Genomic DNA, 24,041 nt, shown 5'->3' with positions numbered 1-24,041 from the left:
CGCTTCCATGGGCTGTTTCGCGCGCCTTACACAGGGCACTCCTGTCGCGGCGGGCTGACTAATCATTAGGCCGCCGATTCAGCGCGGCTCAATGACATGGAAGAGACATGAACGAAACCGCGCTACAAAACAAGACCCTGATGTTGCTGCTGATAGTGGTCACCCTGGCGTTCATCTGGATTCTGCTGCCGTTCTACGGCGCTGTGTTCTGGGCCGTGGTGCTGGGCGTGATCTTCGCGCCGCTGCAACGCCGGCTGCTGATGCGCCTGGGCTGGAAGCGCAACGTCACCTCGCTGTGCACCCTGGGGGTGTGCCTGGTGATCGCCATCCTGCCGGTGATCGTCATCAGCACGCTGATGGTTCAGGAGGGCGCGGCGCTGTACAAGAATGTCGAAAGCGGCCAACTGGACATCCCTAAATACCTGGCTGAATTCAAGGCGTTGCTTCCAGCATCGATGCAGCACTGGCTCGATCGTCTGGGCATGGGCGACTTCAAGGGCCTGCAAGACAAGATTTCCAAGGCGGCGATGCAGGGCAGCCAGTACCTGGCGACCCAGGCGTTCAGCTTCGGCCAAGGTACTTTCGATTTCGTGGTGAGTTTCTTCATCATGCTGTACCTGCTGTTTTTCTTCCTGCGTGACGGCCAGGAGCTGACCCGCCGAATCCGCATCGCTATCCCCCTCGCCGAACCACAGAAACGCCGCCTGCAACTCAAGTTCACTCGCGTGGTGCGGGCGACGGTCAAGGGCAACGTGGTAGTCGCCATCACCCAGGGCGCGCTGGGCGGGCTGATCTTCTGGGTGCTGGACATCCCGAGTTCGCTGCTATGGGCGGTGCTCATGGCATTTCTGTCGCTGTTGCCAGCGGTGGGGGCGGGGATCGTCTGGGCGCCGGTGGCGGCGTACTTCCTGCTCAGCGGGATGTATTGGCAGGGGATTGTGCTGGGGCTGTTCGGCGTATTCGTGATCGGCCTGGTAGACAACGTGCTCAGGCCCATCCTGGTGGGCAAGGACACCCGCATGCCCGATTACCTGATCCTGATCTCGACCCTGGGCGGCATGGCGATCTTCGGCCTGAACGGCTTCGTGATCGGCCCGATGATCGCGGCGTTGTTCATGTCGACGTGGGGATTGTTTACCAGCGACAAGCAGAAGGTGAATTTGCCGGGGTAGGTCACTTACAGACTCATAAGGCGTCAGGTTCAGTGATCCACTTTGTCCACATAGGCTTCAAAGAACCAGTCCGGGATTTCTTCCGTTCTGTATTCGAGCTGGGTGCCATCCGTGACTTCTGCGAGCAATACAGCTCTGTCACCGGAGTTGTCGAAGATATACGCCCGGTTGCTCGCTGATACCGCTTCTGACAACAGGCCCAACGATCGGATGTATCTGTCACGAACTGCGGATGGATCAACCGGGTGACCGCCTTCCTGTACTCGAATGGCCACCCGGTCCACATTGATTTCGGGGTCTTCCGTGGAGACGAAATACAGGTAGGTTCGGTAGCCCCGAGCCTGAGCCTCTTTCATGATTTCCACTTTGCTGGGATGAGACATCACCGTCTCGAAGGTGAAGCTCATCTCCCTGTCGATGAGGCGTTGGCGGATCAGATCGGAAATAACGGATGCGAAGTAGGAGTCGACCATGACACTGCGGTAGTCAACCCTGGTGCCCGCCAGGCTAATGCGCTCGGCCTGTCCGGTCATTCCCTTCTTGATGAGCAAGTGGTGTTCGGCATGAAACGCCAGCAGCTCAGGTAATGTGATGTCGATGCCGAACGCTGACAGGTCGATGAACCCGGTAGCTTTTGCCTCTTTCTCGAGCTCATCGGCGTTTACATAAGTTTTGATCAAGGCGGGTGATAACTCGCCTTTGATGGTGCTTTTGCCTGATCCGTTCGGACCTGCAAAAACTCGAAGCCTAGGCACGATCACTCGCAGCTTGGGCTCCGACCCGCCGGACGGTAATCACTTCTCCCACCGTGACCTTACGGCGCGGCTTGGCCTTGGCTACAACGGTCTTGCTGCCGTCACGGGCCACGCGAACCAGATTGCCTGCATCGGTGCGCAGAACGCCTGACTGGGTCATGGATACGGCTCGGAAATAGGCAGACAGCGTCGCGTCCATGGCGCGATCCGGGACCAGACGCTCAAGGTCGTCTACTTCTGAATCTGAAACCTTCTTCGCCTTCACACTCATTTGCATCTCCGGGAAAGCTTCCAGGCTGGGCAGCGTTGGAATCCATGATAGCGCCAACCCGATGGTTAAAGAAGGCATCCGCAATACTCTGCCACTCAATTGATCGCTCCCTCGACTCCGACGCCGTGCCGGCGGGGGCGCCTTCGGGATCGCCGACGCCGGCAAGCCGGACTGCTACGGGGAGGTTCTGCGCGGCACCCATAAAAAAACCCTGCTCGAGAGCAGGGTTTTTTGTACTTCATCCGACCATTACAGCCCGGCGTGTTGCACCAGGGTCAGCATCGGTTGCGGGTAGACGCCCAGGAAGAACGCCAGCAGGGTGATCGCCAGCAGCATCACACCGCCTGCACGCTGTGCCCAGTTGAACGGGGCATCGTGGCGCTGGATCTTGGAGTCCTGCAGGTACAGGGTCACCATCACACGCAGGTAGTAGAACACGCCGATGGCGCTACCGATGACCAGCGAGCCGGTCAGCCACCACAGGTGAGCCTCGACGCCGGTGGCGATGATGTAGAACTTGCCGATGAAGCCGGTGGTCAGCGGGATACCGGCCAGGGACAGCATCATCACGGTCAGGACGGCGGTCAGGTACGGACGGCGCCAGAACAGACCGCGGTATTCGAACATCGCGTCGGCGTCGCGGCCGCTGTACGGCGAGGACATCAGCGTGATCACGCCGAACGCGCCCAGGCTGGTCAGCACGTAAGTCACCAGGTAAACGCTGATGGCTTCGACTGCCAGGCCTTTGCTGGCGACCATCGCGATCATCAGGTAACCGAAGTGGGCAATGGACGAGTAACCCAGCAGACGCTTGAGGTTGGTCTGGGTCAGGGCCAGCAGGTTACCGATCAGGATCGATGCCACGGCGATCACCGACATGACATCGGTCAGCACGCCGCTGGTAGCCGCAGGCGAGATCTGGAACAGGCGGACCAGCACTCCGAACACCGCGACCTTGCTGGCGGTGGCCAGGAATGCCGCCACCGGGGCAGGGGCGCCTTCGTACACGTCCGGCGTCCACAGGTGGAACGGCACCAGCGACAGCTTGAAGCCCAGGCCGATCAGCATCATGCCCAGACCCAGGCTTGCCATGCTGCTCGGCATGCCGGTGGCCGCGATGGCCTTGCCGATCTCGCTGAAGCTCAGGCTGCCTGCATCGGCGTACAGCAGCGCCATGCCGAACAGCAGGAACGCGGAACCTGCAGCCGACAGCACCATGTACTTGATACCGGCTTCCAGCGAACGCTTGTTGAAGAAGGCGTACGCCACCAGGCCGTAGACCGGCACCGAGAGCAGTTCCAGACCGATGAACAGGCCCGCCAGATGTTGCGCGGCGACCAGCACCAGGCCACCGGCGGCGGCCATCAGGATCAGCAGGTACAGCTCTTCGCGGTTGCCCGGGTAACCGGCCTTGCCTTCACCCATGTAGGCGTGAGCCAGGGTGACGCAGGCCAGGGTCGAGACCAGGATGATGCCCATGTACAGGCAGGCGAAGCTGTCGATCTGCAGCAGTGGGGTGACCACCAGTGGCGCGACCTTGTAGGCCGGGTAGATCGACAGCAGAGCCAGGTTGAGTCCTGCCACGGTCAGCAGGAACGATTGCGAGTGGTTGCGACGCCACGCGATGCCCAGCATCACCACCACGACGGTGATGCTGGTAATCAGCAGCGGCGCAAGCGCAATAAAGTGTTGAATCGTCAGGTCCATAGCGCTCTTACCGGGCCGAAGCGAGTTGAGTGAAGGCAGTGCCGAGCCATTGCTGCACGCCATGCATGGTCGCCGAGGAAGTGTCCAGTACCGGTTGCGGGTAGACACCCAGCAGAACCAGCAACACGGCCAGGCCCAGCACCATGATCAATTCCCGTCCATCCATGCCTTTGAGGATCTCTTCGGTCTTTGCAGGGCCGAAGTAGGCGCGGTGGATCATGATCAGCGAGTAGACCGAACCGAACACCAGGCCAGAGGTAGCGATGGCGGTGATCCACGGCGCGCTGACGAAGGTGCCGATCAGGATCAGGAACTCGCCGACGAAGTTGCCGGTGCCTGGCAGGCCCAGCGACGCAGCCGCGAAGAACAGGCTGATGGCCGGCAGGTAAGCGATCTTGTTCCACAGGCCGCCCATTTCGCGCATGTCACGGGTGTGCAGGCGCTCGTACAGCTGGCCGCTGAGGATAAAGAGCGCAGCAGCCGACAGACCGTGGGCCAGCATCTGTACCACGACACCTTGCAGGGCCTGCTGGCTGCCGGAGTAGATACCGATCAGCACGAAGCCCATGTGCGAGACGCTGGAGAAGGCGATCAGGCGCTTGATGTCGGTCTGGGCGAAAGCCAGGAAGGCACCGTAGAAGATACCGATCAGGCCCAGCACCATGGCGATGGGCGCGAACTCCGCCGAAGCGTTGGGGAACAGCGGCAGGGCAAAGCGCAGCAGACCATAGGCAGCGGTCTTGAGCAGGATACCTGCCAGATCCACGGAACCTGCGGTCGGCGCCTGGGCGTGAGCGTCAGGCAGCCAGGAGTGCAGCGGCACGATCGGCAGCTTCACCGCGAAGGCGATGAAGAAGCCCAGCATCAGGATGTACTCGGTGCCAGGGGCCAGCTTGGTCTTCAGCAGATCGGCGTAGCCGAAGGTGATGACGCCAGTCTGGTTGAAGTGCACCAGCACCAGGCCCAGGATCGCCACCAACATGATCAGACCGCTGGCCTGAGTGAAGATGAAGAACTTGGTCGCGGCGTAGATACGAGTCTTCTTGCCATCTGCCGAGCTGTGACCCCAGAGCGCGATGAGGAAGAACATCGGCACCAGCATCATTTCCCAGAAGAAGAAGAACATGAACAGGTCGATGGCCAGGAACACGCCAACGACACCGCCCAGGATCCACATCAGGTTCAGGTGGAAGAAGCCGACGTTACGCTGGATCTCTTTCCACGAGCAGAGTACCGACAGCACACCCAAAAGGCCGGTCAGCAGGATCATCAGCAACGACAGGCCGTCGAGTGCCAGATGCACGCTGATGCCGAAGCGCTGGATCCACTGGGCCTTGAATTCCAGGGCCCAGGTCGGGTCCGCGCCGGGAGCCGGAGCGTAGCTATAAGTACCGATGCTCCACAGCCATAGGGCCAGAGCAGTCAGCAGGGACATCGTCGCCAGCGCAATCCAGCGCGGCAGGGTAGGGCCGAAGCGCTCACCTTGCCAGCACAGAAGGCCGCCGATGAAGGGGATCAGGATTAGCCAAGGCAGAATCATGACGGGCTCAATTCCTTTCGCAAAGTCGCAAGGTTCATGTCAGATCGACTCATCAGACCAGCACAATCGCGCCAAGCACCAGTACGGCACCTGCGGCGATAGAAGCGGCATACCAGCGCAGCTGACCATTTTCAGTACGGCTCATCAGGCCGTTACCGGCTTTGGCCAGACGCGGGATCAGACCGATCGTGTGGTCGAGCGGGTCGCCACGCAGGATGCGGCTGATAGCCAGGTAAGGTTTGACGAACAGCACGTCGTAAACCCAGTCGAAGCCCCATGCCGCGAACCACCAGGCGGACAGGAAGCGACCCGGACCGCTGTTGGCGATGGCCGTCACTAGACGACGCTTGCCCAGGAACAGCAGGGCTGCCAGCAGGATACCGGCCAGGGCGATGGCGCCCGAGGCGATTTCCAGGCTGTGCTTGGCTTCGCCACCTGCGTGACCGGCACTTTCCGGCAGTACGCCGGCCAGTGGCGGATGAATCCAGGCACCGATGAAGGTCGACAGCACGATCAGCACGCTCAGCGGCAGCCAGTGGGAAATCCCGTGGCCGGCGTGAGCTTCGGTCTTCGCTTCGCCGTGGAAGGCGATGAAGATCAGGCGGAAGGTGTACAGCGAAGTCATGAAGGCACCGACCAGACCTGCGTACAGCAGGTACTGATGGCCGCTGGCGAAGGCTTCCCAGAGGATCTCGTCCTTGGAGTAGAAGCCCGCAGTAACCAGAGGCAATGCCGCTAGGGCCGCGCCGCCGACGATGAAGCTGGTGTAGGCCAGTGGCAGTTTCTTCCACAGGCCGCCCATCTTGAAGATGTTCTGCTCGTGGTGGCAGGCAACGATCACCGCACCCGAAGCAAGGAACAGCAGGGCCTTGAAGAAGGCGTGGGTCATCAGGTGGAAGATCGCGCCTTCCCATGCACCCACACCCAACGCCAGGAACATGTAGCCGATCTGGCTCATGGTCGAGTAGGCGAGGATACGCTTGATGTCGGTCTGAACCAGGGCTGCGAAACCGGCCAGCACCAGGGTCACACCGCCGACGATGCCGACCAGGTGCAGGATGTCCGGCGCCAGGGCGAACAGGCCGTGGGTACGGGCGATCAGGTAGACGCCCGCGGTCACCATGGTTGCGGCGTGGATCAGTGCCGAAACCGGGGTAGGACCGGCCATCGCGTCCGCCAGCCAGGTCTGCAGCGGCAGTTGCGCGGATTTACCGACCGCACCGCCCAGCAGCATCAGGGTCGCCAGCACGATCCAGAAATCGCCGACCTTGAAGTGCTGTGGCGCACGTACCAGCAGTTCCTGAATGTTCAGCGTGCCCAGTTGCTGGAACAGGATGAACAGGCCGATGGCCATGAACACGTCGCCGATGCGGGTCACGATGAAGGCTTTGAGTGCCGCGTTACCGTTGTTGCGGTTGCTGTAGTAGAAACCGATCAACAGGTACGAGCACAGGCCCACGCCTTCCCAACCGAAGTAGATGAACAGCAGGTTGTCGCCCAGGATCAGGAACAACATGCTGGCGATGAACAGGTTGGTGTACGCGAAGAATCGCGAGTAACCGTCCTCACCGCGCATGTACCACGACGCGAACAGGTGGATCAGGAAGCCAACGCCGACCACGACGCCGAGCATGGTGATGGACAGGCCATCGACATACAGGGCGAAGTTGGGGTCGAAGCCGTCAACCGACATCCAGCGCCACAGCACCATGGTCAGGTGACCGCCTTCGGGCGGCGAGACGTTGAATTGCCAGATCACATAGGCAGCGACGATGGCCGACAGGCCAATGGAGCCGACGCCGACCAGGGCGGACAGGTTTTCCGACCACTTGCCGCGTGAAAACGACAGCAGCAGGAAGCCGATCAGGGGGAATACGAAAGTCAGAAAGAGTAGGTTCATCCGCGCATCTCGCTGGCAGCGTCGATATCGAGAGTGTGGAAGCGGCGATACAGTTGCAGCAGGATCGCAAGGCCAATACTGGCCTCGGCTGCGGCAAGGCTGATCACCAGGATGAACATGATCTGGCCGTCAGGCTGCGCCCAGCGGCTACCCGCCACGACGAAAGCCAGTGCGGCTGCGTTCATCATCACTTCCAGGCTCATCAACACGAACAGAATGTTGCGGCGTACCAACAGGCCCGCCAGGCCGAGGCAGAACAGGATCCCGGCAACCGCCAGGCCATGTTCCAGAGGAATAGCTGAGTTCATGTGATTACTCCTTCGCCTCGTTGCGGCCGACGTGGAACGCGGTCACGGCTGCAGCGAGCAGCAGCATCGACGCGAGTTCGACAACCAGCAGGTAAGGGCCGAACAGGCTGACGCCCACGGCCTTGGCGTCCACGGTGGTGTGGCCGATGCCGGCACCGGTGGAGTCGGCGAACAGCACATACAGCAGTTCGGCCAGCAGCAGGCCGCCCAGCAGGATCGGGCCGAGCCAGATACCGGGCTTGAGCCAGGCGCGTTCCTGCTGAACCGAGGCCGGGCCCAGGTTCAGCATCATCACCACGAACACGAACAGCACCATGATGGCGCCAGCGTAGGCGATCACTTCCAGGGCACCGGCGAACGGTGCGCCGAGGCTGAAGAAGGTCATGGCCACGGCGATCAGCGAAATGATCAGGTAGAGCAGGGCGTGCACCGGGTTCGTGTTGGTGATCACCCGGAAGGTGGACACAACAGCGATGCCGGATGCGAAATAGAAAGCGAATTCCATCTTTCTTCCTTAAGGCAGCAAGCTCTTGACGTTGATCGGCTCGGCTTCGTTCTGTGCAGCGCCTTTCGGCTTGCCAGCGATGGCCATACCCGCAACGCGGTAGAAGTTGTAGTCAGGGTTCTTGCCGGGACCGGAGATCAGCAGATCTTCCTTCTCGTACACCAGATCCTGACGCTTGAACTCGGCCATCTCGAAGTCCGGCGTGAGCTGGATCGCGGTGGTCGGGCAGGCTTCTTCACAGAGACCGCAGAAGATGCAACGCGAGAAGTTGATGCGGAAGAAGTCCGGATACCAGCGACCGTCTTCGGTCTCGGCTTTCTGCAGCGAGATACAGCCGACCGGGCAGGCCACGGCGCACAGGTTGCAGGCCACGCAGCGCTCTTCGCCGTCGGGGTCGCGCGTCAGCACGATACGACCGCGGTAGCGTGGCGGCAGGTAAACCGCTTCTTCCGGATATTGCAGGGTGTCACGCTTACGGAAGCCATGGCCGAAGACCATGATCAGGCTGCGTAGCTGGGTACCCGTACCCTTAACGATGTCGCCAATATATTTGAACATGGGTCAAATCCTCACTGAGCCGCCAGGACGACCGCAGCGGTCACCAGCAAATTGATCAGGGTCAGTGGCAGGCAGAACTTCCAGCTGAAATCCATCACCTGGTCATAACGCGGACGCGGGATAGAAGCGCGCAGCAGGATGAACAGCATGATGAAGAACGCGGTTTTCAGAACGAACCACATGAACGACAGTTGCGGCAGGATGTTGAACGGACCGTGCCAGCCACCGAAGAACAGCGTTACCAGCAGCGCCGAGATCAGGATGATGCCGATGTATTCACCGACGAAGAACATGCCCCATTTCATGCCGGCGTATTCAATGTGGTAACCGTCGGCCAGTTCCTGTTCCGCTTCCGGCTGGTCGAAGGGGTGACGGTGAGTCACGGCCACGCCTGCGATGAAGAAGGTACAGAAGCCGAAGAACTGCGGAATGATGAACCACAGATGGTCAGCCTGGTACTGAACGATGTCGCCCATGTTGAACGAGCCGACCTGCACGATGATGCCCATCAGGGACAGGCCCAGGAACACTTCGTACGAGACGGTCTGTGCCGAGGCACGCAAGCTGCCCAGGAGGGCGTACTTGTTGTTCGACGACCAGCCAGCGAACAGCACCGCGTAGACCGAGAGACCCGCCATGGCGAAGAAGAACAGCAGGCCGATGTTCAGGTCCGCGACCACCCAGGTCTGGGTGATCGGGATGATCGAGAACGCGATCAGCAGGGCGCTCATCGCAACGACGGGCGCCAAGGTGAAGATCATCCGGTCAACGAACGGCGGGTTCCAGTCTTCCTTGAAGAACATCTTCAGCATGTCGGCTGCGATCTGGAACATACCGAACGGGCCGACGCGGTTAGGACCGTAACGGTCCTGCCACCAGCCCAGCAGACGACGTTCGACGAAGCTGAGCAAGGCGCCGCAGACCACCACGGCGAGCAGCACCACGATGGCCTTGAGGACCGCGATGATCGAGTCGATCACTTCAGGGGTAAACCACGTCATTGTGCTGCCTCCTGCAGACCCTCAACGGTTTTCCCGGCCAGCGCCGGAGGAATGCCGGCCAGACCCGATGGCAGTGCCACCAGACCTGCGCCCAGCTCTTCGTTGATGCGCAGCGGCAGACGCAGGGTCTGGCCGGCAACGTTGAGGCTGAGCATGGCACCGTCGTTGACGCCCAGGCGGTCCGCTTCGGACTTGGCCAGTGCGACGTAGGCTTCAGGGATACGCTCCTGCACCGGCGCGGCTTTGGAGGAGTTTTCCTCGCTGCCGAACAGGTGGAAGAACGGCACGACCTGCCAGGTGCCCTGGGCAGGGGAGAAGGCGCGAGGCACGCCTGCGAACCAGCTCAGCTTGTCGCCGCTGCTTTCGATCAGGCGTACGCCCGGATCGCCAGCACGCAGGTGACCACCGACTTCGTCCTGGAACTTGTTCCACGCTTGCGGCGAGTTCCAGCCCGGCGACCAGGCGAATGGCACCTGGGAGCGCGGTTCGGCGGACCCCGAGTAGCCTTCCATCGAGAACGAGAACGCCGAGTCCAGGTCCTGGGAGGTACGCGGCTCGTGTACGCTGATGTTGGCGCGCATGGCGGTCCGGCCGCTGTAACGCAGTGGCTCGCGAGCCAGTTTCAGGCCCTTGATGCGGAAGCTGGCCGAAGGCGCAGCACCGACGATGCCGGCCAGTTGCGCGTTGCTTGCTGCGCAGGCTTCGGTGACGTGGTCCAGTTGCGTCCAGTCCACCGGCTTGTTCAGCAGGGTCGCGCGCAGGGCATGCAGCCAGCGCCAGCCTTCGTGAACCAGGATGCTGCTGTCCAGGTAGGTTGGATCGTAGACCTGGAAGAAACGCTGGGCGCGGCCTTCCTGGCTGACCAGTGTGCCATCGCCTTCAGCGAAGCTGGCCGCTGGCAGGATCAGGTCGGCGCGGTCAGTGGTGGCGGTCTTCTGATGGTCGGCGACGATCACCACTTTGGCGGCGTTCAGCGCAGCCTCGACGGTGGCGGCATCGACACGGGTGAACAGATCGTTTTCCAGTACGACGATGGCGTCGGCCTGGCCCGAGATCACCTGTTGCAGCGCGGCATCCACCGAATCGCCACCGAACAGGGTCAGGCCCATGCTGTTGGCTTCCGGCACGATCAGGCTCAGGGAGCCGTTCTTGTCGCGCAGTTTCAGGGCCTTGGCGATGTTGGCAGCTGCTTCGATCAGCGCGTTGGAGCCCAGCGAGGCACCGGAGACGATCAGCGGACGCTTGGCGGCCAGCAGGGCATCGGCGATGCGCTGAGCCAGTTCCAGGGCTTCGCTGTCCAGACCGGTAACGGCAGGCGCGCTCGGGTCGATGGCGTGGGCCACGGCGAAACCGATGCGGGCCAGATCGTCGGGAGCGGCGTGCACGCACTCTTCGGCGACGTCGTCCAGGCGGGTATCAGCCAGGCTTGCGATGAACAGCGGGTTCATCTCGTGCTGACCGATGTTTTTCACGGCAGCGTCGAGCCATGGCTGGACTTTCATCGCAGCGGCCATGTCTTCGGCTTTGTTCTTCACCAGTTGGCGCAGGCCCAGGGCCATGCGCGCGGCCGTCTGGGTGACGTCTTCGCCGAGGATGAACACGGCGTCGTGTTCTTCGATTTCACGCAGTGTCGGAATCGGCAGCGGGCTGTCTTTCAGGACCTGGGCCACCAGGCGCAGACGCTCCAGCTCACCGGCTTCGATACCCGAGTAGAAGTGCTGGGCACCGACCAGTTCGCGCAGGGCGAAGTTGCTTTCCAGGCTGGCGCGTGGCGAGCCGATACCGACGATGTTGCGACCGCGCAGCAGGTCGGCGGCCTTGTCCAGCGCTTCGTCCAGGCTCAGCTTGACGTTGCCGTTGGCCAGCAGTGGCTGGCGCGGACGGTCCTTGCGGTTGACGTAGCCATAGCCGAAACGGCCACGGTCGCACAGGAAGTACTGGTTGACCGAACCGTTGTAGCGGTTCTCGATACGGCGGATCTCGCCATAACGCTCGCCCGGACTGATGTTGCAGCCGCTGGAGCAGCCGTGGCAGATGCTCGGCGAGAACTGCATGTCCCACTTGCGGTTGTAGCGCTCGGAGTGCGTCTTGTCGGTGAACACACCGGTCGGGCAGACCTCGGTGAGGTTGCCGGAGAATTCGCTTTCCAGGGTGCCGCTTTCAACGCGACCGAAGTACACGTTGTCGTGGGCGCCGAACACGCCAAGGTCGGTGCCGCCGGCGTAGTCCTTATAGAAACGCACGCAACGGTAGCAGGCGATGCAGCGGTTCATCTCGTGAGCGATGAACGGCCCCAGTTCCTGGTTCTGGTGGGTGCGTTTGGTGAAGCGATAACGGCGCTCGTTGTGGCCGGTCATCACCGTCATGTCTTGCAGGTGGCAGTGACCGCCTTCCTCGCAGACCGGGCAGTCGTGCGGGTGGTTGGTCATCAGCCATTCGACGACGCTGGCGCGAAACGCCTTGGATTCTTCGTCGTCGATGGAAATCCAGGTGTTGTCAGTGGCCGGGGTCATGCAGGACATGACGATACGACCACGGGTGTCGTTCTCGTCGGTGTACTGCTTGACCGCGCACTGGCGACAGGCGCCAACACTGCCAAGGGCTGGATGCCAGCAGAAATAAGGGATGTCGAGGCCCAGCGACAGACATGCCTGTAACAGGTTGTCTGCGCCATCGACTTCGAGCGCTTTGCCGTCTACGTGGATAGTAGCCATGGTTCAAAGGTCTTCGTTGGCCCGGTGTCAGCGGGCGTGGCTAATGGAATCTCGGTGCTGCCACGGTTCAAACAGCCAGTGAGGCGCAACCGGGGCAAAGGTCGACAGGCCTTGTGGGCTTATCGACCGGTCAGTCTTTTTATGCGCCGACGATGGTCGGCGCTTTACCTGGAACCAGACCTGACGCCGCACGCTGCGGTGCGATGCCGGCCTCGAATTCCGGGCGGAAGTATTTGATCGCGCTGCCCAGAGGTTCCACGGCGCCCGGTGCGTGGGCGCAGAAGGTCTTGCCTGGGCCGAGGAAGTTGACCAACCCCAGCAGCGTCTCGATGTCGCCCGGTTGACCCTGGCCGTTTTCGAGGGCGCGCAGCATCTTCACGCTCCACGGTAGACCGTCGCGGCAAGGCGTGCAGAAACCGCACGACTCCTGGGCGAAGAACTCTTCCATGTTGCGCAGCAGGGAGACCATGTTGACCTTGTCGTCCACGGCCATCGCAAGACCGGTACCCATACGGGTGCCGACCTTGGCCACGCCACCAGCGTAGAAGGCGCAGTCCAGGTGCTCAGGCAACAGGAAACCGGTACCGGCACCGCCTGGCTGCCAGCACTTGAGCTTGAAGCCGTCGCGCATGCCGCCGGCGTAGTCTTCGAACAGCTCGCGCGCTGGCAGGCCGAATGGCAGCTCCCAGATGCCCGGGTTCTTGACCTTGCCGGAGAAGCCCATCAGCTTGGTGCCGTGGTCTTCGCTGCCTTCGCGGGCCAGCGACTTGTACCAGTCGTTGCCGTTGTTGACGATCGCCGGGACGTTGCACAGGGTTTCGACGTTGTTCACGCACGTAGGCTTGCCCCACACGCCGACAGCGGCAGGGAAGGGCGGCTTGGAGCGCGGGTTGGCGCGGCGGCCTTCCAGGGAGTTGATCAATGCGGTTTCTTCACCGCAGATGTAACGCCCGGCGCCGGTGTGCACGAACAGCTCGAAGTCGAAACCGGTGCCCAGGATGTTCTTGCCCAACAGACCTGCGGCCTTGGCTTCTTCCACGGCGCGGTTCAGGTGCTTGGCGGCGGTGACGTACTCGCCACGCAGGAAGATGTAGCCGCGGTAGGCTTTCAGCGCGCGGGCACTGATCAGCATGCCTTCAACCAGCAGATGGGGCAGTTGCTCCATCAGCATGCGGTCTTTCCAGGTGTTGGGTTCCATCTCGTCCGCGTTGCACAGCAGGTAGCGGATGTTCAGGGATTCGTCTTTGGGCATCAGGCCCCATTTCACGCCGGTCGGGAAGCCCGCACCGCCGCGACCCTTGAGGCCGGAGTCCTTGACCGACTGCACGATTTCGTCAGGCGATTGCTGGGCAAACGCCTTGCGGGCTGCGGCGTAGCCGTCTTTGGCGACGTATTCGTCGAACCACACAGGCTCGCCGTCGTCACGCAGGCGCCAGGTCAGCGGATGGGTTTCCGGGGTGCGGGCAATCAGGTTGGCCGGGCCGAAGGAAGTGATTTTCATACGTAGTTCTCCAGCAACTGGGCTACGCCCGCCGGCTGCAGATTGCCGAAGGTGTCGTCGTCGATCATCACCGCCGGTGCCTTGTCGCAGTTGCCCAGGCAGCAGGCCGGCAGCAGGGTGAAGCGGCCATCGGCAGTGGTCTGGCCCAGGCCGATGCCCAGCTTGCTCTGGATTTCGCCAACGATGTCTTCGTGGCCGGCGATGAAGCAGACCATGCTGTTGCAGACGCGGATGATGTGGCGGCCCACAGGCTGACGGAAGATCTGGCTGTAGAACGTGGCCACGCCTTCAACGTCGCTGGCCGGGATGCCCAGCACTTCGCCGATGGCGTAGATGGCGCCGTCCGGCACCCAGCCACGTTCCTTCTGGACGATCTTCAGGGCTTCGATGGACGCCGCGCGCGGGTCCTCGTAGTGATGCATTTCGTGCTCGATGGCCGAGCGCTCGGTTTCGCTCAGGGCGAAACGGTCTGTCTGGATGAGCGTGCTGTTCATGCTTAACGGTCCACGTCGGCCATAACGAAGTCGATACTACCCAGGTACGCGATCAAGTCCGCGACCATGCTGCCTTTGATCACCGAAGGGATCTGTTGCAGATGCGGGTAGCTTGGGGTGCGAATCCGGGTACGGTAGCTCATGGTGCCGCCGTCGCTCGTCAGGTAATAACTGTTGATGCCCTTGGTCGCTTCGATCATCTGGAGGGATTCGTTGGCCGGCATGACCGGGCCCCACGAAACTTGCAGGAAGTGCGTGATCAAGGTTTCGCTTTGGTGGAGGGTGCGCTCTTTGGGCGGCGGCGTGGTCAGCGGGTGATCCGCCTTGTACGGGCCTTCCGGCATGTTGCGCAGGCACTGGTCGATGATCTTGATGCTCTGGCGCATCTCTTCGACGCGGACCATGCAGCGATCATAGGCATCGCCGTTGTGCGCCAGCGGCACTTCGAATTCGAAGTTCTCGTAGCCCGAGTACGGACGAGCCTTGCGCAGGTCGAAATCGCAACCGGTGGAACGCAGGCCGGCACCGGTAACGCCCCACTCCAGGGCTTCCTTGGTGTTGTACGCGGCGACGCCGATGGTACGACCTTTGAGGATGCTGTTCTGCAGGGCAGCCTTGGTGTATTCGTCCAGGCGCTTGGGCAGCCATTCGACGAAGTCCTTGACCAGTTTGTCCCAGCCGCGTGGCAGGTCGTGGGCGACGCCGCCGATGCGGTACCAGGCCGGGTGCAGGCGAAAACCGGTGATCGCTTCGATCACGGTGTAGGCCTTCTGGCGGTCGGTGAAGGTGAAGAACACCGGGGTCATGGCGCCCACGTCCTGGATGTAGGTACCCAGGAACAGCAGGTGGCTGGTGATCCGGAAGAACTCGGCCATCATGATGCGGATGACGTCGACCTTCTCCGGCACCTTGATGCCGGCCAGTTTTTCGACCGAGAGCACGTACGGCAGGTTGTTCATCACCCCGCCCAGGTAGTCGATACGGTCGGTGTACGGAATGAAGCTGTGCCAGGACTGACGCTCGGCCATCTTCTCGGCGCCACGGTGGTGGTAGCCGATGTCAGGCACGCAGTCGACGATCTCTTCGCCGTCCAGTTGCAACACGATACGGAACGCACCGTGGGCCGAAGGGTGGTTCGGACCCAGGTTGAGGAACATGTAGTCCTCGTTGGTGCCGGAGCGCTTCATGCCCCAGTCTTCCGGACGGAAACGCGCGGCTTCCTCTTCCAGTTGCTGTTTGGCCAGCGTCAGGCTGTAGGGGTCGAACTCGGTGGCGCGGGCAGGGTAGTCCTTGCGCAGCGGGTGACCTTCCCAGGTCGGCGGCATCATGATGCGCGAGAGGTGCGGGTGGCCTGGGAAGTCGATCCCGAACATGTCCCACACTTCACGCTCGTACCAGTTGGCGTTGGGCCAGATGCTGGTGATGGAAGGCACGCTGAGGTCGCCCTCGGACAAGGCCACCTTGATCATCACGTCACTATTACGCTCTACCGACAGCAGGTGGTAGAACACGGTGAAGTCGGCGTCCGGCAAGCCACGGCGCTTGGTGCGCAGGCGTTCGTCCACGCCGTGCAGGTCGTACAGCATCGAGTACGGCTTGGGCACGTTGCGCAGGAACGTCAGGATTTCAAACAGTCTGGCACGCGCAACCCACAGCACTGGCATGCCAGTGACGGTGGATTGGGCGGTGAACGCGTCGGCGCCAAAACGGTTGTGCAGTTCAACGACGACATCTTGGTCGTCAGCCTTGTAAGGCGGGATGTACAGAGCGGTGTCTGCAGTCATAGGTCTCGATCGCTATCGGTCAACGTACAGAATGAACCCAGGTTCAGGCTTCTTTTTGTAAAAGAAAACTGGATCAGACTTCGTCGGGGCTGCGCAGGTTTGTGACCTGGATACGCTGTTCGCGGCGCTGCTCTTTCTGCGACGGCATCTCGGCGCGATACACGCCTTGATCACCCACGACCCAGGAAAGAGGACGACGCTCCTGGCCAATGGATTCCTGCAGCAGCATCAAGCCTTGCAGAAATGCCTCTGGACGGGGCGGGCAGCCGGGCACATAGACATCCACGGGCAGGAACTTGTCCACGCCCTGAACGACAGAATAGATGTCGTACATGCCACCGGAGTTGGCGCACGAACCCATGGAGATGACCCACTTGGGTTCAAGCATTTGCTCATAGAGACGCTGGATGATCGGAGCCATCTTGACGAAGCAGGTACCGGCAATGACCATGAAATCGGCCTGGCGCGGCGATGCCCGGATAACTTCGGCGCCGAAGCGCGCGATGTCGTGGGGCGCCGTGAAGGCGGTGGTCATTTCCACGTAGCAGCAGGACAGACCGAAGTTGTACGGCCAAAGGGAGTTCTTGCGACCCCAATTGACAGCACCGCTCAGTACGTCCTCGAGCTTGCCCATGAAGATGTTCTTGTGTACCTGATCCTCTAACGGATCGGCTACGGTCTCCCGCTCGCCGATGGGGTACTGCTCGTTAGGAGCATCAGGGTCGATCCTGGTGAGATTGTATTGCATTGCCAAAGCCTCATTGTTTTAGCTTCGCCTGCCGGTTACGACGTCCAACGGGAGCCCAATCGAGCGCCCCTACACGCCATAGGTAGACAAGACCTGCCAACAGAATTGCTATGAAAACGAGAGCTTCGGCGAAGCCGGTCCAGCCGCTTTCGCGGACGGACACAGACCAGGCGTACAGAAAGAGGGCTTCAATATCGAAAATCACGAACAGCATCGCGACCAGATAGAATTTTGCGGAGAGCCGCAGGCGGGCGCCGCCTGTAGGCAGCATGCCGGATTCGAACGGTTCGTTCTTGCTGCGGCCCCAGGCCTTGGAGCCGAGCAGGCTGGACAGGCCGAGCATGAAGGCGCAGAGGCCAATGACGCCCAAAAGGAAAATGGCGAAGCCCCAGTTGTGGGCAATCAGACCTGTCGATTCGGGCATGCTGGCAGTCCTTAACAGAGATCAAGGGTCTCTGAGCTTGAAAAGAAAGAGAAGCAGAAGCAGTGACGAAATGTCGCAGTGCAATCAATTTCTGGGATTTTATGTGCAAAAGAAGGGCAAGTAAATTTTCTACATCAAATTTATTCAGGGGATTAATGAGCCAGGTCACGGTTTTGGTGCGCGGGGCCCCGTGGCACGGGGATTACCGGTCATTTCGTTAATTATGTTTCCTTCAGCGAGTAACGAAAGTTTACTGGGTGAAATGATAATTAATATCATTTGAAACTTGAATCCGACCTTGTCACCTCCGAGTGACAAAGTTCTGCGTAAAACAAGGATTTATTGCCAGGCGACACTAATTAACTTTCAGGCGACGATTGGGCGCGCCTATCGGTAATAGTTGAGCTGGTTTGTAGGGTATTTATCGAGGGGAGAAACAAAAGCCGCCCGAAGGCGGCTATTGCGTGGTGCGGGTGACTCAGTGGAACTGTTCTTCTTCGGTGGAGCCTTTCAGGGCGGTCACCGAGGACTGGCCACCCTGGATCACGGTGGTCATGTCGTCGAAGTAGCCAGTGCCCACTTCCTGCTGGTGCGCCACGAAGGTGTAGCCCTTGGCCGCGTCAGCGAACTCCTGCTCCTGCAGCTTGACGTAGGCGGTCATGTCGTTGCGGGCGTAGTCGTGCGCCAGGTTGAACATGCTGTGCCACATGTTGTGGATACCCGCCAGGGTGATGAACTGGTGCTTGTAGCCCATCGCCGACAGCTCGCGCTGGAATTTGGCGATGGTCGCGTCGTCCAGGTTCTTCTTCCAGTTGAAGGAAGGCGAGCAGTTGTACGACAGCAGTTGGTCCGGGTATTCCTTCTTGATCGCTTCGGCAAAGCGGCGGGCTTCGTCCAGGTCCGGCTTGGCGGTTTCGCACCAGATCAGGTCGGCATACGGCGCGTAGGCCAGGCCGCGAGCGATGGCCTGGTCCAGGCCTGCGCGCACCTTGTAGAAGCCTTCAGGCGTGCGGGTGCCGGTCACGAACGGCTGGTCGTACGGGTCGCAGTCCGAGGTCAGCAGGTCCGCGGCGTTGGCGTCGGTGCGGGCCAGGATGATGGTCGGCACACCTGCCACGTCGGCGGCCAGGCGGGCGGCGACGAGCTTCTGCACGGCTTCCTGGGTCGGTACCAGCACCTTGCCGCCCATGTGGCCGCATTTCTTCACCGAGGCCAGTTGGTCTTCGAAATGCACGCCGGCGGCGCCTGCCTCGATCATGCTTTTCATCAGTTCGTAGGCGTTCAGTACGCCGCCGAAACCGGCTTCAGCGTCAGCCACGATGGGTGCGAAGTAGTCGATGTAGCCTTCGTCACCCGGATTTTTGCCCGCTTTCCACTGGATCTGGTCGGCGCGGCGGAACGAGTTGTTGATGCGCTTGACCACGGTTGGAACCGAATCCACCGGGTACAGCGACTGGTCAGGGTACATGGACTCGGCGGAGTTGTTGTCCGCGGCCACTTGCCAGCCGGACAGGTAGATCGCCTGGATCCCGGCCTTGACCTGTTGCACAGCCTGGCCGCCGGTCAGGGCGCCCATGCAGTTGACGAAGTCCTTGTCGGGACGGAAGGACGGCTTGGCGCCCTGAGTCACCAGGTTCCAGAGTTTTTCAGCGCCCAGTTTGGCAAACGTGTGTTCTGGCTGGATCGAGCCACGCAGGCGGACGACGTCAGCAGCAGAGTAGGTGCGGGTCACGCCTTTCCAGCGTGGATTCTCGGCCCAGTCTTTCTCGATAGCTGCAATTTGTTGTTCGCGTGTCAGTGCCATGGGGTAAACCTCGTCGCTTGGTCTTGTGAGTCTTGAGGTGAAGCTCTTTGCTCTGCCAGCGCCTCAAGGTTTCTTGAAGGCGCACGTATGGGTGCTCACAGAATCGGAAAGCATTGGGTCACAGCCTTGGGTTGTTTATCGCGTTCACGGTGATGAAGCGATGACGCGGCCTTTTGGGCATAAAAGACGCGAATCTGCTCAATCTGGTTGAGTTTGAGCACGATCCTGAGGCTTTCTGCAAAGCCTCCGATTTGTGGGAGCGAGGCCATCATGCCTCGACGATTTTCCTTCGTCAAACACTTTGTAGTGATATTTTATGTGCACTACATCTTTTGTCTAATACGACTCATCAGTCAGTTTCGGGCTCGGAGGTGCTGGTACGGGCAAGTCAGCGGTAGTACTGGGCGGTCACGGGGGAAGGGAGGATATGTAGTGCTTTTTGGAGCACTACATAATTGGCGGGTTCGGTGCTTTTTGCGGCCATCTGGAGGTTGGTGTTGCCCAGAAAATTGCCCCGCCGGCAAGCCGTGCTGCTACGGGGGTGGGGTTTGAAACCGGATTTTGCACCCACCGTAGGAGCGCGCTTGCCCGCGAAGGCGGTGTGTCAGGCGCATTGGTTGCCAGGCACCGCAACCCTGTAGGAGTGAGCTTGCTCGCGATAGCGGTCCGTCAGTCACAGAGTGTTTAACAGACATACCGCTATCGCGAGCAAGCTCACTCCTACAGGATTTGGTTCTGCCTGCGCTTACGGAGCTCAATCCAGACTATCGACCTTCACCCGCAAGGTCATGTCGTCACGGCCCTGGGTGGAGTAACGGCGGGTGACGCCGTGTTCGTCGGCGCGGGATTGGTCGCTGACGCCTGCCAGTGTGATCCACTCGCCCAACCGGCCGCTGACCTGGGTATCGGTGCTCTGCACCTTGATCGCATCCGCCTGCTGCTGGCTCATGCGGTCGTTGTTGGTGCTGATGTTCAGGTGCACGATGTCGCCGGTCACGCTGGCGGTCACGTAGAACCCGCGAGTGACGTTGCGATACTGGGTATTGGTCTGCGCATAGCCGTAGGAGTCGGTCTGCACATTGGTGATCGGAATGCTCTGGCCGACCTGGATCAGCGCCGGAGTGCCTTCGTTGGCCTGGACCTGCTGCATGCCACCGTCGCGGCTGGCGGTGCCGTAGTTGATGATGCGGGTCTGTCCGTCAGCACTGACGCGGCCGTTCTGTGAACGTACGGTGCCGTTGACCGAGTAACCGGAATCGCTCTGGGTGCTGCTGTCACTGGTGTCCACGCTGATCAGCAGGCGTCTGGCCGCCACGTCCAGTTGCGACAGCAGGTCCTTGAGTTCGCTGATCTTGCCGGGCTCGGCATTGACGATCAGCTTGTTGCCATAGGCCTGAACCGTGCCCTCGTTGCCGAGCACGGATTTCACTGTGGGCATCAGGTCATCGCTGGTGCGGTAGTTGAGGGGGATGACTTCGGTGGCGGCAACTGCCGACAAGCTGCAGGCCAACAGCACAGAAGCGAGCAGGGTACGTAACGACATCGTTGTGATCTCCGCGAGGGGGCGTATCAAGGCATTATGGTTTTTTAAGGTAACGGCTTGCCAGTTTGTCGGCCCAGACAAAGGCAAATTGAATCGCAGACAGCAGAACGCCCCGGCGTCCTCGTTTCAGCATAGCTTGTCAACATAGCCAGCTGAATGAGGAAGGCGGGGCGTTCGGCTTGCGTGGTGGCCGCCCGCTTAGCGCGAGGTGCGCACCATATCGACGTGAGGCAGGCCGGCTTCGAGGAACTCTTCGCTGACCACGGTAAAGCCGAAGCGCTCGTAGAACGCTGTGGCGTGCACCTGGGCGCTGAGTTTCTGTTCCTTGAGGTCGCGGTTTTCCGCTTCGCTGATCACGGTCTTGAGCAGCGCATCGCCGACGTTCAGGCCGCGCCAGTCCTTGAGCACCGACAATCTGCCGATCTCGCCGTCCGGTAGCAGCCGTGCGGTGCCGATCGGGTAATCGCCTTCGAGTGCCAGAAAATGCAGTGCGCCAGCGTCTTCGGCGTCCCATTCCAGTTCGGGCGGTACCGATTGCTCGGCAATGAACACGGCTTCGCGGATACGCCGGATATCGGCGTTCTCCTTCTGCCAGTCAGCTACCCGTACGCGGATCTTATTCATCGGCAAACCCCAGACTTCCTTGTTTGACCAGCTCACAGAGCAAATGACGGCCGTCTTCGTCGGCCAGCCACTTGCCCAGATTGTCCATATGCAGTGCGTCAGCGGCGCAGATCAGCTTCAACAGCTCGCGCAGGTTACCCGGCAGCAGGCGGCTCTGACCGCTGGCGAACAGCAGCAGATCGTCATCGACTTCCGACCAGGCCAGGCGTGCGCTCGGGTTGCGGATCAGGATTGCGCCCTGTTCCAGGCTGTCGAGCAGTTCGGCATCGTCCAGTTCGGTGCCAGCGACCATTTCCGGGTAGCGCGGCTCGGTCATGAACTGGCCGAACCAGGTCAGCAGCAGACGCTCGTCGCCCATGTGCTCGGCCAGCAGCGCCTTGAGGCGGTCCAGTGCGTCGCGCTGGATCTGGTGCGGGTCGCTGACCGGCTGCGCATCGGCGTCGGTGTAGCGCTCTTCGTCAGACATGAACTGGCTGAGGAAGTCGGTGAAGTGGGTCAGCACTTCGGCGGCGCTCGGCGCGCGGAAGCCGACCGAGTAGGTCAGGCAGTCGTCCACGGCCACGCCCCAGTGGGCCAGGCGCGGCGGCAGGTAGAGCATGTCGCCCGGTTCCAGGGTCCACTCGTCGCTGCCCTGGAAGTCGGCGAGGATGCGCAGGTCGGCGTGCTCGATCAGCGGGCTGTCGCTGTCGCACATCTGGCCGATTTTCCAGTGGCGCTTGCCGTGGCCTTGCAGCAGGAACACGTCGTAGTTGTCGAAGTGCGGACCGACGCTGCCGCCAGGGGCTGCGTAGCTGATCATCACGTCATCGATGCGCCAGCTTGGCAGGAAGCGGAATTGCTCCAGCAACTCGGCCACTTCCGGGACGAACTGGTCGACGGCCTGCACCAGCAGGGTCCACTCGGTTTCCGGCAGCTTGCTGAACTCGTCTTCCTCGAACGGGCCGCGACGCATTTCCCACGGGCGCACGCCGTTTTCGAGGATCAGGCGCGACTCGACTTCTTCTTCAAGCGCCAGGCCAGCCAGCTCGTCCTGGTCGATCGGGCTTTCGAAATCCGGGATGGCCTGACGGATCAGCAGGGGTTTCTTCTGCCAGTAGTCACGCAGGAATTCGCGCGCCGTGATGCCGCCAAGCAGCTGAACAGGAATATCAGGATTCATGTGTAACCTATTGAAAAAGCGTGTTTTTCAGACTGGAATAAAAACGCCCGGCTCAGCCGGGCGCTCAGAGCATATGCCGTTCGATCAGATGCGCTTGGCTTGTGCCACAGCGTTGCCGATGTAGTTGGCCGGCGTGAGCTTTTTCAGCTCGGCGCGGGCTTCGGCAGGCATGTCCAGGCCATCGATGAAGGTCAGCAGCGCTTCAGGGCTGATGCCTTTGCCGCGCGTCAGCTCCTTGAGCTTCTCGTACGGGTTTTCGATGTCGTAGCGGCGCATGACGGTCTGGATCGGCTCGGCCAGGACTTCCCAACAGGCGTCCAGGTCGGCAGCGATCTTCTGCTCGTTCAGCTCCAGCTTGCCGATACCCTTCAGGCTCGCTTCGTAGGCAATCACGCTGTGAGCGAAGCCCACACCCAGGTTGCGCAGTACGGTGGAGTCGGTCAGGTCACGCTGCCAGCGGGAGATCGGCAGCTTGCTCGCCAGGTGCTGGAACAGCGCGTTGGCGATACCCAGGTTGCCTTCGGAGTTTTCGAAGTCGATCGGGTTGACCTTGTGCGGCATGGTCGAGGAGCCGATTTCGCCCGCGACGGTCTTCTGCTTGAAGTAACCCAGGGAAATGTAGCCCCAGATGTCACGGTCGAAGTCGATCAGGATGGTGTTGTAGCGCGCGATGGCGTCGAACAGCTCGGCGATGTAGTCGTGCGGCTCGATCTGCGTGGTGTACGGGTTGAAGCCCAGGCCCAGCTCGTCTTCGATGAAGGCGCGGGCGTTGGCTTCCCAGTCGATGTCCGGGTAGGCCGACAGGTGCGCGTTGTAGTTGCCCACGGCGCCGTTGATCTTGCCCAGCAGCGGAACGGCGGCGACCTGAGCGATCTGGCGCTCCAGACGGTAGACGACGTTGGCCAGTTCCTTGCCCAGGGTGGTTGGCGAAGCCGGCTGGCCGTGGGTGCGCGACAGCATCGGCACGGCGGCGAAACGGATCGCCAGCTCACGGATGGATTCGGCGATCTGGCGCATCAGCGGCAGCAGCACGGTGTCACGGCCTTCGCGCAGCATCAGGGCGTGGGACAGGTTGTTGATGTCCTCGCTGGTGCAGGCAAAGTGGATGAATTCGCTGACCTTGGCCAGTTCCGGCAGCTTGGCCGCCTGCTCTTTGAGCAGGTATTCGATCGCCTTGACGTCGTGGTTGGTGGTGCGCTCGATTTCCTTCACACGCTCGGCGTGTTCCAGGGCGAAGTCATCGGCCAGCGCATTGAGGATGGCGTTGGCTTCGGCAGAGAACGCCGGGACTTCAGGAATTTGCGGGTGGGCCGACAGGCGCTGGAGCCAGCGAACTTCGACCAGGGCGCGGAAACGGATCAGGCCGTATTCGCTGAAAATAGGGCGCAGGGCCTGGGTTTTGCCGGCGTAGCGGCCGTCTACAGGGGAAACCGTAGTGAGCGAAGAAAGCTGCATGGGGTGCTCTCGGACAGTCGGGCTTTAACAAGGGGCGCGTATCATACATGAAAATCCGTATCAGCCGAGGCTGA

Annotated in this window: 22 protein-coding genes; 1 reads left to right on the top strand and 21 read right to left on the bottom strand. The window is 61.0% G+C overall.

Annotated features, from left to right (window positions below):
• Window positions 1-107 precede the first annotated feature (107 nt).
• The gene (locus ACIPOO_RS01670) at window positions 108-1,172 is read left to right on the top strand and encodes an AI-2E family transporter (protein ID WP_400603975.1); all 1,065 of its coding nucleotides are present in this window, start codon (window positions 108-110) and stop codon (window positions 1,170-1,172) included.
• A 29-nt stretch (window positions 1,173-1,201) separates the two neighbouring features.
• Here ACIPOO_RS01670 and ACIPOO_RS01665 read toward each other — a convergent pair whose 3' ends face one another.
• The 21 genes from ACIPOO_RS01665 to purB form a co-directional block, all read right to left on the bottom strand.
• A complete protein-coding gene (locus ACIPOO_RS01665; RefSeq protein ID WP_400603973.1) occupies window positions 1,202-1,933 on the bottom strand; it encodes a zeta toxin family protein in 732 nt (243 codons plus the stop codon).
• Window positions 1,920-2,198 (bottom strand): hypothetical protein, encoded by a 279-nt coding sequence (locus ACIPOO_RS01660; protein ID WP_400603971.1) that lies wholly within the window; start codon window positions 2,196-2,198, stop codon window positions 1,920-1,922. Before ACIPOO_RS01660 ends, ACIPOO_RS01665 begins: the two co-directional genes overlap by 14 nt.
• A gap of 249 nt (window positions 2,199-2,447) precedes the next feature.
• The gene (gene nuoN / locus ACIPOO_RS01655) at window positions 2,448-3,905 is read right to left on the bottom strand and encodes an NADH-quinone oxidoreductase subunit NuoN (RefSeq protein ID WP_400603969.1); all 1,458 of its coding nucleotides are present in this window, start codon (window positions 3,903-3,905) and stop codon (window positions 2,448-2,450) included.
• 7 nt (window positions 3,906-3,912) lie between these two features.
• Complete coding sequence (gene nuoM, locus ACIPOO_RS01650) at window positions 3,913-5,445, bottom strand: NADH-quinone oxidoreductase subunit M (protein WP_274135654.1); 1,533 nt, start codon at window positions 5,443-5,445, stop codon at window positions 3,913-3,915.
• A 52-nt stretch (window positions 5,446-5,497) separates the two neighbouring features.
• Window positions 5,498-7,345 (bottom strand): NADH-quinone oxidoreductase subunit L, encoded by a 1,848-nt coding sequence (gene nuoL, locus ACIPOO_RS01645; protein ID WP_274135653.1) that lies wholly within the window; start codon window positions 7,343-7,345, stop codon window positions 5,498-5,500.
• Window positions 7,342-7,653, bottom strand: coding sequence for an NADH-quinone oxidoreductase subunit NuoK (gene nuoK / locus ACIPOO_RS01640; RefSeq protein WP_037008802.1), 312 nt, complete (start codon window positions 7,651-7,653; stop codon window positions 7,342-7,344). Before nuoK ends, nuoL begins: the two co-directional genes overlap by 4 nt.
• Window positions 7,654-7,657: 4 nt before the next feature.
• Window positions 7,658-8,158: an NADH-quinone oxidoreductase subunit J gene (gene nuoJ / locus ACIPOO_RS01635; protein WP_274135652.1), complete on the bottom strand. Its 501-nt coding sequence runs from the start codon at window positions 8,156-8,158 to the stop codon at window positions 7,658-7,660.
• 9 nt (window positions 8,159-8,167) lie between these two features.
• Window positions 8,168-8,716, bottom strand: coding sequence for an NADH-quinone oxidoreductase subunit NuoI (nuoI, locus tag ACIPOO_RS01630; protein WP_062380730.1), 549 nt, complete (start codon window positions 8,714-8,716; stop codon window positions 8,168-8,170).
• 11 nt (window positions 8,717-8,727) lie between these two features.
• On the bottom strand, window positions 8,728-9,717 hold the full coding sequence (gene nuoH, locus ACIPOO_RS01625) for an NADH-quinone oxidoreductase subunit NuoH (RefSeq protein WP_274135651.1): 990 nt from the start codon (window positions 9,715-9,717) through the stop codon (window positions 8,728-8,730).
• Window positions 9,714-12,431, bottom strand: a complete 2,718-nt coding sequence (gene nuoG, locus ACIPOO_RS01620; RefSeq protein WP_400603964.1) for an NADH-quinone oxidoreductase subunit NuoG — start codon at window positions 12,429-12,431, stop codon at window positions 9,714-9,716. The genes nuoH and nuoG overlap by 4 nt, the downstream gene beginning before the upstream one ends.
• Window positions 12,432-12,570: 139 nt before the next feature.
• Entirely contained in the window at window positions 12,571-13,932 is a 1,362-nt protein-coding gene (gene nuoF, locus ACIPOO_RS01615; protein WP_400603962.1) for an NADH-quinone oxidoreductase subunit NuoF, read from the bottom strand.
• Entirely contained in the window at window positions 13,929-14,426 is a 498-nt protein-coding gene (nuoE, locus tag ACIPOO_RS01610; protein ID WP_274135645.1) for an NADH-quinone oxidoreductase subunit NuoE, read from the bottom strand. The genes nuoF and nuoE overlap by 4 nt, the downstream gene beginning before the upstream one ends.
• 2 nt (window positions 14,427-14,428) lie before the next feature.
• Window positions 14,429-16,210 carry an NADH-quinone oxidoreductase subunit C/D gene (nuoC, locus tag ACIPOO_RS01605; RefSeq protein WP_400603960.1) on the bottom strand — a complete coding sequence of 594 codons (1,782 nt, stop codon included), beginning with the start codon at window positions 16,208-16,210 and terminating at the stop codon, window positions 14,429-14,431.
• A gap of 73 nt (window positions 16,211-16,283) precedes the next feature.
• A complete protein-coding gene (locus ACIPOO_RS01600; RefSeq protein WP_274135641.1) occupies window positions 16,284-16,958 on the bottom strand; it encodes an NADH-quinone oxidoreductase subunit B family protein in 675 nt (224 codons plus the stop codon).
• 10 nt (window positions 16,959-16,968) lie between these two features.
• Entirely contained in the window at window positions 16,969-17,382 is a 414-nt protein-coding gene (locus ACIPOO_RS01595) for an NADH-quinone oxidoreductase subunit A (RefSeq protein ID WP_062380742.1), read from the bottom strand.
• Between the two features lie 478 nt (window positions 17,383-17,860).
• Complete coding sequence (aceA, locus tag ACIPOO_RS01590; protein ID WP_400603957.1) at window positions 17,861-19,186, bottom strand: isocitrate lyase; 1,326 nt, start codon at window positions 19,184-19,186, stop codon at window positions 17,861-17,863.
• A 95-nt stretch (window positions 19,187-19,281) separates the two neighbouring features.
• Entirely contained in the window at window positions 19,282-19,458 is a 177-nt protein-coding gene (locus ACIPOO_RS01585; RefSeq protein ID WP_400603955.1) for a hypothetical protein, read from the bottom strand.
• A 482-nt stretch (window positions 19,459-19,940) separates the two neighbouring features.
• Complete coding sequence (locus ACIPOO_RS01580) at window positions 19,941-20,729, bottom strand: secretin N-terminal domain-containing protein (protein ID WP_400603953.1); 789 nt, start codon at window positions 20,727-20,729, stop codon at window positions 19,941-19,943.
• A 198-nt stretch (window positions 20,730-20,927) separates the two neighbouring features.
• Window positions 20,928-21,353, bottom strand: coding sequence for a GNAT family N-acetyltransferase (locus tag ACIPOO_RS01575; protein ID WP_274135630.1), 426 nt, complete (start codon window positions 21,351-21,353; stop codon window positions 20,928-20,930).
• A complete protein-coding gene (locus tag ACIPOO_RS01570; RefSeq protein WP_274135629.1) occupies window positions 21,346-22,512 on the bottom strand; it encodes a cupin domain-containing protein in 1,167 nt (388 codons plus the stop codon). The genes ACIPOO_RS01575 and ACIPOO_RS01570 overlap by 8 nt, the downstream gene beginning before the upstream one ends.
• 84 nt (window positions 22,513-22,596) lie before the next feature.
• Entirely contained in the window at window positions 22,597-23,967 is a 1,371-nt protein-coding gene (gene purB / locus ACIPOO_RS01565) for an adenylosuccinate lyase (protein WP_400603951.1), read from the bottom strand.
• Window positions 23,968-24,041: the final 74 nt, after the last annotated feature.

This window comes from Pseudomonas sp. NPDC090201 (assembly GCF_044746825.1).
Classification (GTDB): Bacteria; Pseudomonadota; Gammaproteobacteria; order Pseudomonadales; family Pseudomonadaceae; genus Aquipseudomonas; species Aquipseudomonas putida_AD.
Note: the sequence above shows the minus strand (reverse complement) of the source record. Positions and strands in the feature narration are given on the sequence as shown.

Coding starts and splice junctions, on each gene's coding strand:
- nuoE (WP_274135645.1), bottom strand. CDS start 14,426: ATGAACAGCACGCTCATCCAGACAGACCGTTTCGCCCTGAGCGAAACC.
- nuoM (WP_274135654.1), bottom strand. CDS start 5,445: ATGATTCTGCCTTGGCTAATCCTGATCCCCTTCATCGGCGGCCTTCTG.
- ACIPOO_RS01600 (WP_274135641.1), bottom strand. CDS start 16,958: ATGCAATACAATCTCACCAGGATCGACCCTGATGCTCCTAACGAGCAG.
- nuoG (WP_400603964.1), bottom strand. CDS start 12,431: ATGGCTACTATCCACGTAGACGGCAAAGCGCTCGAAGTCGATGGCGCA.
- aceA (WP_400603957.1), bottom strand. CDS start 19,186: ATGGCACTGACACGCGAACAACAAATTGCAGCTATCGAGAAAGACTGG.
- nuoC (WP_400603960.1), bottom strand. CDS start 16,210: ATGACTGCAGACACCGCTCTGTACATCCCGCCTTACAAGGCTGACGAC.
- nuoN (WP_400603969.1), bottom strand. CDS start 3,905: ATGGACCTGACGATTCAACACTTTATTGCGCTTGCGCCGCTGCTGATT.
- ACIPOO_RS01585 (WP_400603955.1), bottom strand. CDS start 19,458: ATGATGGCCTCGCTCCCACAAATCGGAGGCTTTGCAGAAAGCCTCAGG.
- nuoK (WP_037008802.1), bottom strand. CDS start 7,653: ATGAACTCAGCTATTCCTCTGGAACATGGCCTGGCGGTTGCCGGGATC.
- ACIPOO_RS01670 (WP_400603975.1), top strand. CDS start 108: ATGAACGAAACCGCGCTACAAAACAAGACCCTGATGTTGCTGCTGATA.
- nuoL (WP_274135653.1), bottom strand. CDS start 7,345: ATGAACCTACTCTTTCTGACTTTCGTATTCCCCCTGATCGGCTTCCTG.
- nuoF (WP_400603962.1), bottom strand. CDS start 13,932: ATGAAAATCACTTCCTTCGGCCCGGCCAACCTGATTGCCCGCACCCCG.
- ACIPOO_RS01580 (WP_400603953.1), bottom strand. CDS start 20,729: ATGTCGTTACGTACCCTGCTCGCTTCTGTGCTGTTGGCCTGCAGCTTG.
- ACIPOO_RS01595 (WP_062380742.1), bottom strand. CDS start 17,382: ATGCCCGAATCGACAGGTCTGATTGCCCACAACTGGGGCTTCGCCATT.
- ACIPOO_RS01575 (WP_274135630.1), bottom strand. CDS start 21,353: ATGAATAAGATCCGCGTACGGGTAGCTGACTGGCAGAAGGAGAACGCC.
- purB (WP_400603951.1), bottom strand. CDS start 23,967: ATGCAGCTTTCTTCGCTCACTACGGTTTCCCCTGTAGACGGCCGCTAC.
- ACIPOO_RS01570 (WP_274135629.1), bottom strand. CDS start 22,512: ATGAATCCTGATATTCCTGTTCAGCTGCTTGGCGGCATCACGGCGCGC.
- nuoH (WP_274135651.1), bottom strand. CDS start 9,717: ATGACGTGGTTTACCCCTGAAGTGATCGACTCGATCATCGCGGTCCTC.
- ACIPOO_RS01660 (WP_400603971.1), bottom strand. CDS start 2,198: ATGAGTGTGAAGGCGAAGAAGGTTTCAGATTCAGAAGTAGACGACCTT.
- nuoJ (WP_274135652.1), bottom strand. CDS start 8,158: ATGGAATTCGCTTTCTATTTCGCATCCGGCATCGCTGTTGTGTCCACC.
- nuoI (WP_062380730.1), bottom strand. CDS start 8,716: ATGTTCAAATATATTGGCGACATCGTTAAGGGTACGGGTACCCAGCTA.